Source organism: Streptomyces sp. NBC_00442 (genome assembly GCF_036014195.1).
Classification (GTDB): domain Bacteria; phylum Actinomycetota; class Actinomycetes; order Streptomycetales; family Streptomycetaceae; genus Streptomyces.
On sequence record NZ_CP107918.1, the window covers coordinates 7,284,322 to 7,301,212 of the forward strand.

Annotated in this window: 16 protein-coding genes; 4 read left to right on the plus strand and 12 right to left on the minus strand. The window is 71.6% G+C overall.

The window, feature by feature from the left end; translation table 11 throughout:
• Window positions 1-220: 220 nt before the first annotated feature.
• The 4 genes from OG432_RS32765 to OG432_RS32780 are packed head-to-tail and all read right to left on the minus strand — an operon-like array spanning window position 221 to window position 3,778.
• Window positions 221-1,423, minus strand: coding sequence for an ABC transporter permease (locus OG432_RS32765; protein ID WP_443058508.1), 1,203 nt, complete (start codon window positions 1,421-1,423; stop codon window positions 221-223).
• On the minus strand, window positions 1,420-2,202 hold the full coding sequence (locus OG432_RS32770; RefSeq protein ID WP_328314581.1) for an ABC transporter ATP-binding protein: 783 nt from the start codon (window positions 2,200-2,202) through the stop codon (window positions 1,420-1,422). Before OG432_RS32770 ends, OG432_RS32765 begins: the two co-directional genes overlap by 4 nt.
• Window positions 2,199-3,263 carry a peptidoglycan-binding protein gene (locus tag OG432_RS32775; protein WP_328314582.1) on the minus strand — a complete coding sequence of 355 codons (1,065 nt, stop codon included), beginning with the start codon at window positions 3,261-3,263 and terminating at the stop codon, window positions 2,199-2,201. Before OG432_RS32775 ends, OG432_RS32770 begins: the two co-directional genes overlap by 4 nt.
• Window positions 3,260-3,778, minus strand: a complete 519-nt coding sequence (locus tag OG432_RS32780; RefSeq protein ID WP_328314583.1) for a hypothetical protein — start codon at window positions 3,776-3,778, stop codon at window positions 3,260-3,262. The genes OG432_RS32775 and OG432_RS32780 overlap by 4 nt, the downstream gene beginning before the upstream one ends.
• Before the next feature lie 178 nt (window positions 3,779-3,956).
• On the opposite strand from OG432_RS32780, the gene OG432_RS32785 reads away from it, so the two are divergent.
• Complete coding sequence (locus OG432_RS32785; protein ID WP_328314584.1) at window positions 3,957-4,655, plus strand: response regulator transcription factor; 699 nt, start codon at window positions 3,957-3,959, stop codon at window positions 4,653-4,655.
• Window positions 4,655-5,818: a sensor histidine kinase gene (locus tag OG432_RS32790; protein WP_443058624.1), complete on the plus strand. Its 1,164-nt coding sequence runs from the start codon at window positions 4,655-4,657 to the stop codon at window positions 5,816-5,818. Before OG432_RS32785 ends, OG432_RS32790 begins: the two co-directional genes overlap by 1 nt.
• Window positions 5,819-5,847: 29 nt before the next feature.
• On the opposite strand, the gene OG432_RS32795 is transcribed toward OG432_RS32790, so the two are convergent.
• Window positions 5,848-6,345, minus strand: coding sequence for a DUF2000 family protein (locus tag OG432_RS32795; protein ID WP_443058510.1), 498 nt, complete (start codon window positions 6,343-6,345; stop codon window positions 5,848-5,850).
• Here OG432_RS32795 and OG432_RS32800 point away from each other — a divergent pair.
• Window positions 6,344-7,144 (plus strand): helix-turn-helix transcriptional regulator, encoded by an 801-nt coding sequence (locus tag OG432_RS32800; protein ID WP_328314587.1) that lies wholly within the window; start codon window positions 6,344-6,346, stop codon window positions 7,142-7,144. The genes OG432_RS32795 and OG432_RS32800 overlap by 2 nt on opposite strands.
• Before the next feature lie 33 nt (window positions 7,145-7,177).
• On the opposite strand, the gene OG432_RS32805 is transcribed toward OG432_RS32800, so the two are convergent.
• The 6 genes from OG432_RS32805 to OG432_RS32830 form a co-directional block, all read right to left on the minus strand.
• Complete coding sequence (locus tag OG432_RS32805) at window positions 7,178-7,777, minus strand: hypothetical protein (protein WP_328314588.1); 600 nt, start codon at window positions 7,775-7,777, stop codon at window positions 7,178-7,180.
• On the minus strand, window positions 7,774-9,021 hold the full coding sequence (locus OG432_RS32810) for an MAB_1171c family putative transporter (RefSeq protein ID WP_328314589.1): 1,248 nt from the start codon (window positions 9,019-9,021) through the stop codon (window positions 7,774-7,776). Before OG432_RS32810 ends, OG432_RS32805 begins: the two co-directional genes overlap by 4 nt.
• A gap of 43 nt (window positions 9,022-9,064) precedes the next feature.
• Entirely contained in the window at window positions 9,065-9,709 is a 645-nt protein-coding gene (locus OG432_RS32815; protein ID WP_328314590.1) for a toxin, read from the minus strand.
• An 81-nt stretch (window positions 9,710-9,790) separates the two neighbouring features.
• On the minus strand, window positions 9,791-10,258 hold the full coding sequence (locus tag OG432_RS32820; RefSeq protein ID WP_328314591.1) for a hypothetical protein: 468 nt from the start codon (window positions 10,256-10,258) through the stop codon (window positions 9,791-9,793).
• Between the two features lie 517 nt (window positions 10,259-10,775).
• A complete protein-coding gene (locus OG432_RS32825) occupies window positions 10,776-11,351 on the minus strand; it encodes a DUF2165 domain-containing protein (RefSeq protein ID WP_328314592.1) in 576 nt (191 codons plus the stop codon).
• Window positions 11,352-11,518: 167 nt separating this feature from the next.
• On the minus strand, window positions 11,519-13,807 hold the full coding sequence (locus tag OG432_RS32830; protein WP_328314593.1) for a D-alanyl-D-alanine carboxypeptidase: 2,289 nt from the start codon (window positions 13,805-13,807) through the stop codon (window positions 11,519-11,521).
• Window positions 13,808-13,996: 189 nt separating this feature from the next.
• Between OG432_RS32830 and OG432_RS32835 the strand changes: the two genes are divergently transcribed.
• Window positions 13,997-15,859 carry an immunity 49 family protein gene (locus OG432_RS32835; protein ID WP_328314594.1) on the plus strand — a complete coding sequence of 621 codons (1,863 nt, stop codon included), beginning with the start codon at window positions 13,997-13,999 and terminating at the stop codon, window positions 15,857-15,859.
• On the opposite strand, the gene OG432_RS32840 is transcribed toward OG432_RS32835, so the two are convergent.
• Window positions 15,856-16,863 (minus strand): LacI family DNA-binding transcriptional regulator, encoded by a 1,008-nt coding sequence (locus OG432_RS32840; RefSeq protein WP_328314595.1) that lies wholly within the window; start codon window positions 16,861-16,863, stop codon window positions 15,856-15,858. The genes OG432_RS32835 and OG432_RS32840 overlap by 4 nt on opposite strands.
• Window positions 16,864-16,891 lie beyond the last annotated feature (28 nt).

The following is a 16,891-nucleotide window of genomic DNA, read 5'->3' on the forward strand; positions in this document are numbered from 1 at the left end:
GGCGTGGGCATTCCTTGCGGATGGGGGTGTCGGGCGTTGAGTGCGTCACGTGAGTCCGGGCGCAGGGCCGGGAGTGGCCCGCGCGCCGAGACGCCCCTGGGCCGGGTCCGGGCCGGGGCGTGACGGATGCGCCCGCCCCGCCCCGCCCCGGCCGGTCCCGCCCCCCTTGCGCGTACCCGCATCCGCATTCGGACCGGGACCCGGACCCGCGCCGACCCGCTCAGGCGGAGTGCAGTGCGAGCGTCGGTGACAGCCGTGAGGCGCGGACCGCGGGGTAGAGGCCGGCGATCGTTCCGATGACCAGGGTCGCGCCGAACCCGCCGACGACCGCCCACGGCGGAATCACCCAGGGGATGCCGCTCGACAGGGAGTAGGCCGCTGTCGCCGCGCCGCCGAGGACGATGCCGGCGACGCCGCCGAGTCCGGACAGGAGCAGGGACTCGGTGACGAACTGTCCCCTGATCTGGCCGCGGGTCGCGCCGATGGAACGGCGCAGGCCGATCTCGTAACGCCGCTCCAGAACCGAAATGATCATGGTGTTGGCCACGCCCACCCCGCCCACCAGGAGCGCCACTCCGCCGAGACCGAGCAACAGGCTGCTGAAGGCGCCCTCCGTGGCGGCCTTCGCCTGGAGGCCCGAGGACGGGTCGGTGACGCCGACATCGCGCGGGGTCTGCGGCGATACGGTGCGCGGGATCAGATCGTGCACCCGGTCGACCAGGGTGTCCGCGGACCGTTCGTAGACCGCTGTGGGCCGCCCGTCGAATCCGAGCCGGCTTTCGGCGACGTCCCAGCCGACCAGGGCCGAGCGGGCGATGTCCGGTGCCAGCGGCAGCGGGTCGAGGATGCCGAGCACGGCGAAGTACTGACCGTTGATGAACACCTGCTGGCCGGGCGCGGTGATACCGAGCCGCCGCGCCGCCACGTCGCCGAGGACCACCGACGGGTACTTCCCGGTGGCCGAGTTGAGGAAGGTGCCGCTGCGCATCCTCCCGCGCAGCGTCGTGAGCAGGCCGTCCGTGGCCGCCTGGACCTGGATGCCGCCTGTGATGGTGTCGGGGATCCTCTCCGAGCGTCGGACCGTCTGCGGCACCGAGCCCGTCGCGCCGACGTGCTCCACCCCCGAGATCCGCGCCACCCGTCCGGCCGCGTCCTTCGCCATCGGCACCGTCTTGCCGGTCAGCAGGTCCGTGCCGGGCGTGACGACCAGCATGTTGGTGCCGAGCTTGTCGAGCTCGCGGAGCAACTGCTCCTTGCTGGACGCCGAGATCCCCACCACCGCGATCATCGTGGCGATGCCGATCGCGATGCCGAGCGCCGACAGCACCACCCGAAGTGGCCGGCTGCGCATCCCCGCGGCCCCGGTGTGCAGGATGTCGCGCTGGCCGAGCCTGGCCGGCCTGAGCACCGGCCGCCCGCTCACCGGACCTCCCCGGACAGCGGGTCCGTGCCCGAGCCGGCGGCGCGGACCGACCGGCCGTCCGGGGCATCCGGGCCGCCGCTGTCCTGGACGACCCGGCCGTCCCGGATCCGCACCTGACGCGGCAGCCGGGCCGCGATCTCCGTGTCATGGGTGATCACAGCGATGGTCGCGCCCTCCATGTTGAGTTCGTGGATGAGCTGCATCACGGCTTCGCCCGACGCCGAGTCGAGGGCACCGGTGGGCTCGTCCGCGAGCAGCAGATCGGGCTCGCCGACGACCGCGCGGGCGATGGCCACCCGCTGCTTCTGCCCGCCGGACAGCTCGTGCGGCCGGTGCTTCATGCGGTCCCCGAGCCCGACCCGTTCCAGGGCACGCGCCGCCCGCCTGTGGCGTTCCGCGCGCGGAAGGCCGGAGTAGAGCAGGCCCTCCGCGACATTGTCCTGGGCGCTGATGCCGGGGACCAGATGGAAGGCCTGGAAGACGAAACCGATGTGCTGCGCCCGCAGTGCCGAGAGCCTGCGGTCGCTGAGGGCGGCCGCGTCATGACCCGCGATGGTCACGGAGCCGGCGGTGGGCAGATCGAGGGTGCCGACGATGTGCAGCAGGGTCGACTTGCCGGACCCGGACGGGCCGACGATCGCAAGGAGTTCGCCGCGGACGATGGTGAGATCGACCCCGCGCAGCGCGGCGACGCCGCCCGGATATTCCTTGGTGACCCCGGCCAGTTCGACCACGGGCGGCTCGGCGCCGGGCTTTTCGACGGGGATGGCAGTGCTCATGTCGAGGGCACCCCGACCCGCAGGCCCGAGCGCAGCCCGGTGCCCGATATCTCGACGCGCCCCTGCGCGAACATGCCGAGCCGCACCCGCACTTCGCGCGTCCTGCCGTCCTCCACCACCTGCACTCCGAACGAGCCGTCGTCGAGCGCGAGCAGCGCCCCGACCGGCACGCTCAGAACGTGGTGACGGGTCTCGCCGCTGAGCTTCACGGTCGCGGGAGACTTGTCGATTCCCTTGACCTTTCCGGGGTCGTCGAAGGTGACGGTCACGGCGATGCGGGGCGTCTTGTCGTTCGGGTCGTCGCCCGCCTTCGCGGTCGCGCCGACCGACGACACCGTGCCGGAAGCGGTCGTGCCGTCGGGCAGCTCCACCGCGACCTCGGCGCCGTCCTTGGCGAGCGCGGCGTCCGACACCTTCAGCTGGAGTTGTACGACCCGGTCGGAACTGGTCGTCGTCATGATCTTCTGGCCGGGTGCGGTGCGGTCCCCGGCCGTGGCCTCCGCGCTCTGCACCCGCACCGGTCCGGTGGCGAACGCGATCTGCTCGGGCCCCACCCGGCCGCTCCGCGCCACACCGTGCGCCTTCTGCCAGCGCTTGACGGCATCGACCGTTCCGGGCGTGAACGTCGCGTCGTCGGCGAGCGCGCTCCCGTACCCGAGGGCCCGCAGGTTCGCCTTCAACTGCCGTACGTCGCCGCCTTTGTCGCCGCTCTCGAGGACCCGGTACATCGGCTCTGTCCCGTACATCAGGCGGACGTCCTTGCCGTCGACCGCGTACAGCCTGCCGTCCCGCTCGACGGTGGAGCCGCCGCCCGCGATCCAGGTGAGGGTCCCGGCCGCGCCCGCGTTCAGCTTGCTCTCGCGGGAGTAGCCGAGGGTGCCGTCGACGCTCGTGCTGCTCACCAGATCGCCCTGCTCGATGGCGGCGGTGGCGGGCGGGAGTCCCGTCTGCTGCGTCGCGGAGTCCTTGGACCCGGGCTGGGCCAGGCCCGCGACGGCGATGCCGCCGCCCGTGACGGCCGCCACCGTCACCACCGCCGCGATCACGGTCCGGGGCCTCATGCGGCACACTCGTTGAGGGCCTTCATGAACGTGTCCTGGTCCGCCCCTTCGGGGATCTTGAAGCCGCTGCTGCGGTTGCCCTCGACCTTCGGGTCGGGCATGTCGAAGCCCTTGCCCCGCAGACACTGCGCGATCTTGACCTGCTGGTCCTGCCGCGCCGGGTCCGGGGCGCCCGAGCCGTCGCCCCCCTGGACGCCCGATCCGCACGCCTGGAGTGCCTGGTTCCACTTGTCCGTCGAGGCGCCCTGCGGGGGCGAGAGGATCTGGGCGTTCGGGTTCTCGCCCGGCTTGAGGTCGGGCACGTCCATGCCCTGCTTGCGCAGGCAGCTCCGCAGTGCCTGCGCCTTGTCCGCGGCCCCCGAGTCGCCGGACGCCGAATTCCCGGCCGAGCCGTTGTCGCTCGGGCCCGCGTCCTTGTCCGCGCCCCCGCCCGACGAGCCCGAACAGCCGGAGGCGAACAGGGCGAGCCCCGCCATACCGGATGCCAGGACCAGGGTGAGCCGGTGGTTCCTCATCGTTTCTCTCCTCGCGGACATGCGTGGACGCGGCACGGCGGCACGCGCCGGCCGCTGGAGAGCGGCCGAGGAGAGCGTCCAGGAACCCGCTGTTTCGTTTCCCTTACGGGCCCCGCACGATCCGTGGCGCCGCCGCGCGTAACAACGACGAAACGCCCGACTCCGGTAGACAGGGTGCATGCGCGTACTGGTGGTGGAAGACGAGACGTTCCTGGCGACGATGATCGCCGAGGGGCTGCGCCGCGACGCGATCGCGGTGGACGTCGCCCTCGACGGGCTCACCGGGCTGCGCAAGGTACAGCTCGGCGACTACGACGTCCTCGTACTCGACCGCGACCTGCCGGGCCTGCACGGCGACGACGTCTGCCGCGCCGTGGTGGCCGACGGGCTGCTCACCCGCGTGCTCATGCTCACCGCGTCGGGAGCCGTTCGCGACCGGGTCGAGGGCCTCGGGCTCGGCGCCGACGACTACCTCACCAAACCGTTCGCGTACGACGAGCTGCTGGCCCGGGTGCTCGCGCTGGGCCGCCGCGCCCGGCCCGCGCTGCCCCCGGTCATCGAGCGCGCCGGAATCGTCCTGGACACCGCACGCCGCCAGGCCCGCCGGCATGGCGGTGAACTCGCCCTCACACGCAAGGAGTTCGCCGTCCTGGAGACACTGATGCGGGCCGACGGCGGTGTGGTCAGCGGCGAGGACCTGATCGAGCAGGTGTGGGAGGAACACGCCGGGTACGACACCAATCCGGTACGGGTCGCCCTCAGCCGGCTGCGGGCGAAGCTCGGCGACCCACCGGCGATCGAAACCGTTCCCGGAGCGGGCTACCGCATCGCCCGGCACCCGGGCACCGCACCCGGTGCCCTGCGGGGCGAGCGGTGATCCGCCGCCTGCTCCCCGCCACCGAGCGGGCCCGCCTGACCGCCCTGTACGGCCTGCTTCTGCTGCTCGCCGGCTGCGTCCTGGTGGCCGTGATCTACGTGTTCGTCCAGTACGGTCTGGACAACCGGATCGGCAGCGCGTTCACGGGAGTGGTGCCAGGGGGCCGGAGTTCGGCGTCGCCCGTCGCGCCGCCGCCCGCCGACCTGGTGCCGTCCGAGCGGGCGGGCAAGTACGCGAGGACCCAGGTCGTCCAGGTCGTCGCGGCCACCACGCTCAACCGGCTGCTGACCGTGTCCGGCATCGCCCTCGCCGTCTTCGCCGTACTCTCGCTGTTCCTGGCCTGGTGGATGGCGGGCCGGGTGCTGCGTCCGGTCGGCCTCATCACCGCCACCGCGCGCAAGCTCTCCGGCGAGAACCTCCATCAGCGCATCGACCTCAAGGGTCCTCCGGGAGAGCTGAAACAACTCGCCGACACCTTCGATCAGATGCTGGGCCGGATCGAGCAACTCGTGGGTGCGCAACGCCGATTCGCGGCGAACGCGGCACACGAACTGCGCACACCGCTCGCCGTGCAGCGTGCCGCCGCCGAGATCGGCCTCGTCGACCCGGATCCCGAACGGATCCGGTGGATCCGCGACGAACTCCTCCAAGTGGCCGACTCCAGCGAGCACTTGATCGAGTCGCTCCTCCTGCTCGCCGCATCCGACCAGGGTCTCGAACATCGTGAACCGGTCGCGCTCGACGAGAGCGTCAGCGCCGTCGCCGACGAACACCGTGCCGAGGCGAGCGAGCGGGGCATCGCCGTCACGACGGCCCTGGAGCCCGTGAGGGTGGCGGGCGACCCGGTGCTGCTCACGCATCTGATCCGCAACCTGATCGGCAACGCGCTCCGCTACAACCACCGGGGCGGAACCCTCCACATCACCCTCGCCCGAGCCGACCGTACGCTCCGCGTCACCAACACCGGCCCCGCCGTGCCGCCCGACGCGGTGGCGGACCTCTTCGAACCGTTCCGCCGCCTCAACGAGCGCAGGCACGCACCCGGCGAGGGAGCCGGACTGGGGCTCGCGCTCGTCGCGTCCATCGCGCGGGCCCACGGCGGCGGGGCCACGGCCGAGGCGAACCCGGGCGGCGGTCTCACGGTGACCGTACGTCTGCCCTGACCCGCGCCGGCCGTGTTCGCGCGGCCCCGTCAGGGGTGCATGCGCGCCCCCTTGAGGATCTTGTCGACCGCGTTGCGCGGCCCGTAGACGGCGAGCCCGACCAGATCCAGGTCCGCGCCGGGGACGGCGCGGACCGCCGCCCGGTTGTCCGCGTCGTTGCCGGTGCGGAACATGTCGCTCGTGAACACCGCACGGGGAACGTCACGGCTCAGGGCCCGGGTGTGGGCCGCCCGCAGCACCTCCTTGCCCCCCTCGAAGACGAGGACCGGCTGGCGGAACAGCGGCAGATAGGGGGTACCGTCCGCATCGGCGTACGGCTCGCCGATCGTCTCGGGCAGCCGCGTGCCGAGGCCGCTGACCAGGAAGGCCGTCACGTTGAGGCGCTGCCATGTCTCCAGGTCGTCGCGGAGCAGCACCGCGATCTTGGTGTCGAAACGTACGGGCGGGCTGTCCGGTGTCATGGAGTCCGATGTCATGGACTGAGACTGCCGAACCGGCGAGGTCCGCGTCTTGTACGTTCTTTGCATGACGGCAGGACAGGAGATCTCCGCTTGGCGCCCCCGGGTCGCGGGGGTCGTGGAGGTCTTCCACGCCCGGTTCACCGAGCACTCCTACCCCATGCACGTCCACGACAGCTGGACGCTGCTGATCGTCGACGACGGCGCCGTCCGCTACGACCTGGACCGCCACGAACACGGCACTCCGGGGGACGCCGTGACCCTGCTGCCTCCCGACGTTCCGCACAACGGGTCCCCGGCGACCGTCCACGGCTTCCGCAAGCGCGTGGTCTATCTGGAGCGCACCCAGCTCGACGACAGTCTCATCGCCCCGGCGGTCGACGGCCCCGATGTGGTGGACGCCGTACTGCGGCGCAGGGTCGGGCAGTTGCACACGGCCCTCGCACACCGGGGCGAGGAACTGGAGGCCGAGAGCAGACTCGCGCTCATCGCCGAGCGGCTGCGGGGCCATCTGAGTCCCCGGTTGGTGACCGGCCCGCGGCCGCAGGGCCGCTCCCTCGCGCGGCGGCTGCGCGAGCTCCTCGACGCCCGCGTCGTCGAGGGGGTGGGCCTTGAGGAGGCCGCCCGGCTGGTGCACGCGCACCCCACGCATCTGGTGCGCGCCTTCACCGCGGAGTTCGGCATCGCGCCGCACCAGTACCTGACATCGCTCCGGGTCGACAGGGCCCGCGGGCTGCTGCTCGACGGGCGGGCGCCCGGAGACGTGGCTCGGGCGACCGGCTTCTACGACCAGTCCCATCTGACCCGCCACTTCAAGCGGGTGGTGGGCACCGCGCCGGGCCGCTACGCCCGCGGCGGACCCGCCTGACGGATCATCAGGCAGGTCCGACGGACGAGTCCGTCAGGCGAACAGGAACGCCGCCGAGGTGGCCGCGCCGAGTGCGGCGCCCGCGACGGTCTGCATGACGGTGTGGTAGGTCAGGACGACGCGCGACCAGCAGACCGCGACGGTGATCGCGTAGGCGAGCAGCCACCACGGGGAGTGGACCACGGCGAGCAGGGCGACGACGGCCGAGGCGACGGCGGAGTCCACCGAGATCTTCCAGACCGTGTTCACGGCGAGCAGGAAGACGGTCATCACCCACAGGGCGAGCATCGCGGTCAGGATTCCGCTCGGGGCATGGCCGAGCACCATGACGAGCGAGCCCGCCCCGATCGAGCCGAGGATCACGAAGAAGATCGGCGCCCTCTTGGTGCGGTCCACGACGTGCCGGTCGCCCCAGGTGCCGCGTTTGCGCTCCCACTCGATGTAGCCGGCCGGGACGAGGCCCGCGCACAGCGCGCCGAGCAGCCCCCACAGCAGTCCGGTCCACTCGCCGGCCGCCGCCAGGCCGATCCCCAGCATCCCCATCAGGAGCACGTTGCGGGGCTGCAGGATGTCGGTGACGGCGCGGGCCGTGGCCGCCGCGCGGTCCTCGGTCCCGGTCAGGGTGTCGCTCACGCGGTCTTCTCCAGGGAGTCCAGGACGCCGCGGGCACGTTCGCCGCCGACGGTCCGGAAGGCGGCGGCCACCCGCACCAGCCGGGCTACTTCGCCGTCCTGGTCGGTGGCGTGGTTGGTTTCGACGGCGGCGGCGCTGCCCGCAGGTGCCCCGTCGTTCTTGGCGGTGAGCGCCGCCTTGATCCAGTACGCCTCGGCCAGCGGCCCCGCGTCCCGTGCCTGCGGAACAGCACGTGCGGCGGCCTGCTGGGCCGCGGGCAGCAGCGCGTCCGGCACGTAGTGGCGCAGCTTCTCGACCGCGTCCGCGATGTCGGCGGCCCAGCGGTCGATCCTCAGGTCGGCGGGAGTGCCGAAGCGGGTCAACTCGCGGACGAGTGAGGCGGGCGGCTCGAAGGGCTGGTCGGGGAAGGCGGTCATGAGCTCCCGCCACAGCGGATGGAGCCGGGCCTGCGCACGCCACAACCGCACCCGGCGCCAGCCCTTGCTGAACGCGGGCAGGGAGGCGCCCAGGGCGAAGAACGCGAACAGGACGACCTGCGCGGCCTCGGTGACCTCGTCGAACTGCAGGGCGAAGGCGGGGCTCGGCCGATCGACGACGCTGACCCACATGAACAGGGTGCGGCTGACGGTGTAGCCGACGCCGATGAACATCGCGAACGTCATCATGCCGAGCCCGACCCGAAGGTGACGGGCGTCCGCGCCCGCGGTGGCCAGCGCCCACTGGTAGGCGCAGACGGCGGAGGCGGCCCCCAAGTACAGGTAGAACACGCTCATGTAGAGCGTGGCCCCCCACTGGCCGGCGTGGTCGGAGACGAAGCGGTCCGAGGCGTACGAGCGGTCGACCACCGTGAAGAAGAGCACGGTCAGCAGGATCAGCGTGGCGACGGAGGCCTTGGCGGCCACCTGCTGGATCAGGCGGGCGAACCGGACGTGGCGCGGGATGACCCCGCCCTCCGGGAAGTGGCCGTAGATGGCCACGATGTAGCTGAGGATCGCCAGGATCGCGATCGTCGCCGTGTAGTGCTTGATCAGCACCGCGAGGTCGACCACGGGGCTGTTGTTGAGCCCGATGCGTACGACCTTCGTCTTGGTCCACAGGGCGACGGCGAAGCCGGCGTAGCAGCCCCACAGGGCGCGTCTGCGTTTGTCCTCCTCGTCGCCCCACAGTGCTGCGGGCATCCGCCACAGGGCGACGGCGGTCATCAGGCCGGCTATGAGATAGCCGGCAAGGTCCAGCGCGGTCACGGGCATTCCTCGGGGTCACGAGCGGGGGACGGACGAAGATGGGCTACGAGCGGCGGAAGAACCCGCGGCGCCGGTGGGCCACCGGGCGGGAGAGGGAGTTGGCGAGACGGCCCACCATGTCGTCGCTCGTCACGTCGCGGGCCAGGCGTGGGATGAGGGACGCGCCGAATTCGGCGATGCGCTCGTCGTGCGTGTCGTACTGGGCCCGCGCCTGGATGGGGCCGCCGGAGCGGAACGCCTCGGTGACGGCGGGGGGCAGGTCGCCGGCCGCCGTGGTGTCCGGCACCGGGGCCGCGGCCGGATCGGCCCGCCGGTCCGGTTCGTCGGTGGTGAGAACACGCTTGATCAGCGAAGTGTTGAACACGGGCAGCAGGTGGCGCAGCTGGGCCGCGCTCAGGGTCGTGCCGTGGTCGAACCACTCGTGGCACAGCTCGTGCAGGATCACGTGCTGGGTCTGGTAGGCCGTCGGACGCCGGCGGTAGAGCACGAAACTGGTGCCGCCCGACTTGAGGCGCAGACCGCAGGCGGCGTTCACGCGGGCCAGACGGTCGGGCAGTTCGTGCAGCACGATGGTGCGGCCGCGGGCCTCTTCCATGTTGGCGACGAGAGCCGGAATGCTGAACGGGGCCGGGATGGGCAGATCCGCCAGTCCGGCTTCGCATTCTTTCCGCAGCTCGCGCATGGACATTGAGACCTCTTGATCATAGTCACGCGTGTGTGACATGCGGTCTGCGATCCTAGCCAATCAAGATGAACGCACTGCGGCCTGCTACCCGGCCTGTCCGCCAGGGGTGGCTTCGCGCCCGTTGTCCCGCCCGTCCTTGCTGTCCTTGTTGTCCTCAAGGAGGGAAAGGACGAACTGGAGGAGTTCCGGGTCGAGTCCGTCGTCGTCGATGCCCCGGCCCGCCAGACCGCTGATTTCCCCGGTCCGTCGCTTCGCGAGGAACTGAAGGCCCGAGACGACGTCGTCGACGACCTCGGACTCGTCCTTGAAGAAGCGCCAGTCGACGCCGAAGCCGAGCCCGAGCGCCTTGAGGATCTCCTCCGAGGGGTTGGTGACCTTGCCGGCGAGGATGTTGGAGAAGTAGCTGTGGGAGAGGGAGCCCCCGCGCTCCTTGACGAGATCGGCGAAGACCCGGCCGGACATCTTCTCCCCGGGGAAGGTCTTTTCCACCATGTACTCGACCTTCTGCCGCAAGGTCCTCAGCTCGGGAGTGCGCTCTTCGCCGTTGTCCATCAAGGTCCCCACGTCCACGTCCGCCGCTCGTGCGCTGTCCGACGAAGCGCGATGTTCGATTCGGTCAACGAATTGGTACTTTAACCGAACTTGGTACATGAGCCCCGTCGATGGGCGGGCGGTCGGCCAGGGAAGGCGGGCGACAAACGGGAGCATCTCGCTCCGCGATCGGAACCGCGATCGGAATCGGACTTGCGGAAACACTCTACGTCACTGTTAACTCGAAAAAACGCGGACAAGGAGCCACGAGGGGAGTTCCTTGCTCGAGTGGCTGCCGCGCCCTGCGCGCCTCATGAGCGCAGGACGCACGGCCACGGCTGGCAGGTGTAGCCCTTCGCGACGGGGGACGCGCGAAGGGCTACACATGCATTATGCACCTTGTCTGCGTGGTCCGGCGACCGACTTCGTCGACGAGTCGGCCGGGTCCGTCCGGCCTCCAGTGGAATTCGACCACTCGTGGCGCGGCGGTGCGAGCGTGGCAGCCGCGACTTGGCCGGGAAGTGCCGTTCTCGTGCCCTCAATCTCCCTGTTTCGCCGACGAGTTGGCGCCCGGTACATGGACGAGCACGAGAACGATGCCCGCCACCGTGACATTGCGGGTGGCCGCATCGAGGCCGTTCCAGGACTTGGACTGCCACATCGCGAACCACTCGCCGCCCACTGCCAGGAAACCCGCCCCGAACAACAGCAGCACCATCAGCAGCCCCGCGCTGCTCAGCCACCGGGCCCGGTCGAACCCGGCCCGGCCGCGCAGCCCGGCCACCCACGCGGCCGTCCCCGCCACAAGGACCAGGGCCGCCACCGTCTCCCAGGCGATGATCAGGACGTACGCGATGTCCTGCAGCGTGTGCGAGGTGATGGCCCGCCACATCAGATCCGGGTCCTTGAACGTCGTGTCCATCGCCAGGACATGACGGACGAACTGTCGGTTGGTGTCGAAGTCCGTCATGTTGCCGAAGGCGACGAGCGCCATGTACAGCGCGACGGTCGCGGTGAGCAGCGCCGTGGCGAGCGGCAGCGCGGGCAGCCGGCCCGCGCTCTCGTGCCGTGTGCCGGCCGCCCCGCGCGCGCCGAACGTGAACCTGGACGTCATCGCGGACTCCCTTGTCGGACGGACCGGGTCGGTTTCCCGGTGCCGGACACGCACCCGGTACGCGCACCCGCCGTTCAGCATGCCCACCATGGTGGCGGCCACCACTGACAACCGACCCGGCCGGTGCCGATCCGCCCCGCCAGTCCTGAGACGACGTCACTCCCGGGTCAGTTGAGCCGGGTGACCTTGGCCCCGAGCGACGGCTCGGACAGATCGCCCTTCAACGACACCGGCACGTTCACCTCGCCGATGCCGCCGCCCACGCTCAGCGTGCCGACGACCGTGCCGGCCTTCGCTGTGTGCGGCAGCTTCTTGCCGCCGTCCGTTAGCTTGATCCCAACGGAGGCGCCGGCCCAGACTGGGACGGCCAGGTCCTTGTCGGCCACGACGGGGACCGTGTCGCCCAGGCCGTCCTCCACCTGGCCGACCACGTCACCCTTCTTGATCACCGTCTCGTTCCTGAGCGCCTTGTCCGCCGCCAGGATCAGACTCTTGCTGGCAGCCGTCGCCGTCTCGATGATGCTTGGCTTGTGCTGGCCGAACACGGCGCCGACGACCAGCTGCCTGGTGTCACCGACCGGCGTCTCGGCGGCGAACAGCAGATTGCCGCCCGCCTTCGTCGTGGACCCCGTCTTGATGCCGACGACCCCGTACAGCGGGACGAGCTTGTTGAAGTTGTGCTGGGTCCTGGCCGTCTCCACGGTGGAGCCGCCCGACGTGGTCGTGGACGTGTACGACGGAAGCTTGGCGATCTGGCGGAACACGGGGTCGGCCATGGCGCGCTTGGCCAGGGTCACCTGGTCCTCGGCGGTGCTCACCGTGGACTCCTTGAGACCGCTCGCATCCGTGTACGTGGTGTTGGTCATCCCGAACGACTTGGCGGTGTCGTTCATCTTCTTGATGAAGGCCTCCTCCGTCGAGGCGTCCCAACGGGCCAGCAGGCGGGCCACGTTGTTCGCCGACGGCAGCATGACGGCCTGGAGCGCCTCCAGTTCGGAGACCTGCTGGCCCGTCTTGACCTCGACCACCGACTCCTTCTCCGTGACGCCGTTGGTGTAGTCGTCCTGTGCCTTCTGGTCGACCGGAACCAGGGGTCCCTTGTCGCCCGGCTTCAGCGGGTGGTCGCGCAGGACGAGGTACGTGGTCATCACCTTGGCCACGCTGCCGATGGGGAGCGGCTTCATCTCCCCGTACGAGCCCATCCGGCCGAGGCCGTTGATGTCGACCACGGCCTGGCCCTCGGTCGGCCACGGCAGCGACAGGGCGCCCCCGTCGGCGGTGTGGTTCGACGCGCCGGTGAGTTTCAGGGTGGGCGTCGGAAGCGGACGCAGTGCCTGGACGGCCACCACCACGATGGCGAGCAGCACGACAAGCGTGCCCCAGATCTTGACCCTGCGCGCCGCCGTGCGGGCCGGCGTCTCGGGCTTGGGCGGCGTGTTGGTGAGCTGAGCGAGCAGGTCGAGCGGGGGCGGCGGGCCCGCCGGGCCACCGGGGCCCGACGCGTCCGTGGGTGCGGCGACGGCGGGTGCGGCGACCGGGGGTGCGTTGACCGCGGGTGCGTTGACCGCGGGTGCGGCCGGCCGGGCCAGGGCCATCGTGCGATCGTCGCCCGCGCTCGCCGGGGCGCCGAACTCGCGGGTGCGCTCGGACTCCTCAGGCGCTTCGCCGGCCGTACTCGCGGACCACGCGTCGGACCACGAAGGGGCGGGCCGCCGGGCCGCGGGGCCCGCCGCGGACGCGGCCGGCAGGTCCGGCTTCAGAGCGACGAACTCGCTGGTCCGCTCGGATTCCGTCTCCTTGCGGGCCGCTCGTGCGGGAGGCGTGCCGCGGCCCTCGGCGACAGCTTTCGGCGCGGGCGCGGGCGCGGGCGCGGTGCCGGTGTCGCCGTTGCCGTCGGCGTCGGGGCCGGGCTCGGCGGAGGCGTCCGCCGCTCCGGGCGCCACGGACGTCGCGGGAGCACCGGGCGCTTCAGAAGCTCTGGGTGCTCGGGGCGCTTCGGATGCTCCTGGCGTCGCGGACGTGTGCGGTGCCTCGTCTGCCTCGTCTGCCTCGTCTGCCTCGTCCGCCTCACGGTCCGGTTCGCCGCGACGATCCTTCGCGTCGCCGGAACCCGGGTGGTCCTCGGGGTCCTTGGGGGCCCCGGGGTCCTCGGAGTCCTTCCCGGCCACGTCGTCCACGGGGTGTTCGTGGCTCGTGTGCCGCTCAGGCTTCTCGGCGTGCACCGGCGCGGCCCGCTCGGCCCGCTCCTCGGGAGCCTCGCGACGCGTTCGGGATTCGTGCGTCCCGGAAGCGGCTGCCGCGGGGGGTGCCGCGGACTCGGCCGCCGTGGGAGCCGATGTGCCGGAGACCGAGGTCCCCGTTGGCGCTGTCCGGGGTGCGGCCCCGTCGGCGGGCTCACCGGCCACGTCCGCCGTGTCGAAGACCTCGTCAGCCTTCGCGTCGTTCTTCTGGTTCATACGCAGTGCAGCCCGCCTTGCCGATCTCGCTCTGTGCTCGTGCACCACGATCGCACGTCCGTATGACCAAACGGTGACAGCGGCACGGGACCCACCGTTCGGGCCCGGCGCCCGCCTGGCCGGGCGTTGTCAGACCCCCTTCCTATGCTGGCAAGGCAAGATCGAACGGGGATTCGTGGGGAGGCCGGGGTGCGGATCGAGCGTCATCAAGTCGGTGCGGCGGCGTTGGCCACCGCGGAGGCGGATTTCGCGGAGCGGATCGCGGGGGACGTGCACCGGATGCGGCACGAGGAGCATCCCGCGTCGGGCTGGCGGGCGCTGGCCGGTGTCTTCCTCGACTACCTCGGTGCGCGCTCCCTCGCACGGCCCGAGCTCGGCGGGAAGGACGCGCGGGTGGCGCTCGGCTCCGCGGCGGCCGCGGCCGTGGGCGCCCTGGAGTCGACCCGCTTTCCGGGCCGGCCGCTCGACGTGTTCATCGCCTATGCCGGGGCCGGGGTGACGTACTGCGGGGAGTTCGAGCGGGTCGTTGAGGGTGAAGAGGGCCAAGAAGGCGAAGAGGGTGAAGAGGGCCAAGAAGGCGAGGAGGGCGAACAGGGAGAGGTGCGGGGGGCGCGGTCCGTGCGGGGCCGGCGGATTCCCACGGTTCGCAGCTACGAGTGGCTGGACGGGCTCTACCTGGCCGTCCTGGCGCAGGCCGCGGACCGCGCTGCCGATCTCTTCGTCGATTCGGCGCCGCCGTGGCGCGGCAATGAGGGGCGAGCCGATGTGGCACTTGTGCACGCCCTGATGGCGTACGTCTTCGGGCGCGAGGAGGGACCGGCCGCTGTGGCCTCTCCAGGTCCTGTGCGGGCCATCGAGAAGTGCGCGCTGATCGACATGGTGGTCGCGACGCTCGGCGAGGGCGACGACTGGCCGGGCCACCGCGCCGTTCTCCATACCCTGCGTGCCCTGGCGGCGGGAGATGAAGAGAGCTTCACCCGGTGCCTGGCGGCGCAGCTCAAGCAGCACCGCGATCGCTGCGCGGGGCGGACCGCGGCGCCGCGCAGCCTGCTGCCCCTCGACGCCATGGCGCTCATGGCGCTGGCCCACCGCCGCCATGGCTGGCCCGTGCGCATCGAGTCCGGTTACCTGCCGCGGGCGGTGGTGACCGGGTTCGCGCCGCCCGCGCCCCGGGTGCGGGCCTACGGGCGTGACCAGCGGCCCGACGCCGTGGCCGAGCTCGCCGCCGGGCCCCTGGCCGTCGAGCGGCCGCTCCACGCGCTCGCAGGAGGGTCCGGGCACGACCCGGCCCCGTACGACGAGTTGGCGGCACACGGGATGGCGCGCTTCCGCGATCCGGCCGAAGACCCGAAGGCGCTCGCCAGGGACCTGACGTCGCTCATGACGGACCAGCGTCTGCGGTTCCTCGCGCGGGCGGCGCTCGATCCGGACGGTACGGATCCGCGCCAGCACGAGGCGCTGCTGCTCGGGGCCCAGGCGGGCGCGGGCGCGCTGCGCGTGGCACGGGCCGAACGCGGCACCGAGGTGGAGGTATCCATCGGCGCCACTACGCGCACCGTGCCGGCGTGGCGGGGTTCCTACCGTCCCAACCCGCACCAGTGGCACCAGGCGGTGGCCCTCGCGCTGGTCGTCGGTGCGCGCGGCCCCCTGGCGGACTGTGTGCTGATCGAGCCCGAGTTCTTCGCCGAGGGCGATCAGCCGTCGCCCGGCGGGGCGTACTGCGCGGCGCTCCACGACTATCTGCGGGGCGTCGACCCCGAGCCCGCGATGGACCACGCCCTGGAGACCGCGGCCCGTATGGCCGACGGCACCTTCCTCGCCCCGCCGGCCGTCCTGCTGTCCCAGCTCGTCGAGGGCGATCGCCGGGGTTTCGCGCTGGCGTTGGCCGACGCCCTGGAGGAACACCACGAGCACTTCGGGGTGGGGAGCCGCGGCAAGGACGTGGAAGCGGCCGTCGATCTGGACGTGCTGGGTCTGGCCTGTCACGCCCGCCGGATCGGCTGGACGGTGCCGGTCAGGTCGCCCCAGCTGCCCGGGGGGCTGCTCCGTTAGCCGCGCGTGCGCCCTCCCGGTCCCGAGCCCCGTACGACGAGCCGGGTCAGCAGGACCACCGAGCGGGGAGCCGAGCGGTCGCCCTCGATCCGGGAGAACAGAAGGCTGGCGGCGGTGGCGCCCAGCGCGACCGGGTCCTGGCTGACGACGCTCAGCGGCGGGCTGAGCCGGTCGGCCAGCGGAAAGTCGTCGAAGCCGACGAGGGCGACGGGATCGGGACCGCCGAGTCCGTCCATCACCCCCATGGTGATGAGGTCGTTGGTGGTGAAGAGCGCCGTCGGGGGAGCGGGCAGCGCCCGCAGCTCGGCGAGGGCGGCCGCCGCGTCGGACTGGGAGCGCAGTTCGTGGCGTACGAGGGCGGCGTCCTCGGGTATGCCGTGGGAGCCGAGGGCGTCGAGGTAGCCCGCGTGGCGTTCGCGCTGGGTCCAGATGTCGAACCGGTCACCGAGGTACGCGATCCGGGTGTGCCCGTGGCCGAGCAGGTGGCCGACGGCCCGCTCGGCCCCCGCACGGTTGTCCACGGTCACGGTGTCGACGGCCAGCCCCTTGGCGGGCCGGTCCACGCAGACGACGCAGGTGCCGCCCTCCATCGGCTGCTTGAGAAAACCGTGTCCGCCGTTGGTGGGGACGAGGATCAGGCCGTCCACCTGACGGGCGGTGAAGGCGCCTATGACCTCGCGTTCGCGCCGGGGCTCGTCATTGGTGCTGCCGACCAGTACGAGGAAGCCGCGCCGATGCGCCTCGTCCTCGACGGAGCGGGCCATGAGCGCGTAGAACGGGTTGGCCAGGTCGTCGACGACGAGCCCGATCGTGGAGGTGCGCAGGCTCTTGTGCCGCAGGTTGCGGGCGTTGTCGTTGCGCTGGTAGCCCAACTGCCGTACGGCTTGCTCGACTCGGGCGGCGGTGTCCGGTGAGACGCCCGGCTCGCCCGAGACCGCACGCGAGACGGTCATGGGACTCACTCCCGCCGCGCGGGCCACGTCCTTCATCGTCGGGCGCTTCACGGGCCTCCTCATGGACCGGTCCGTGCCC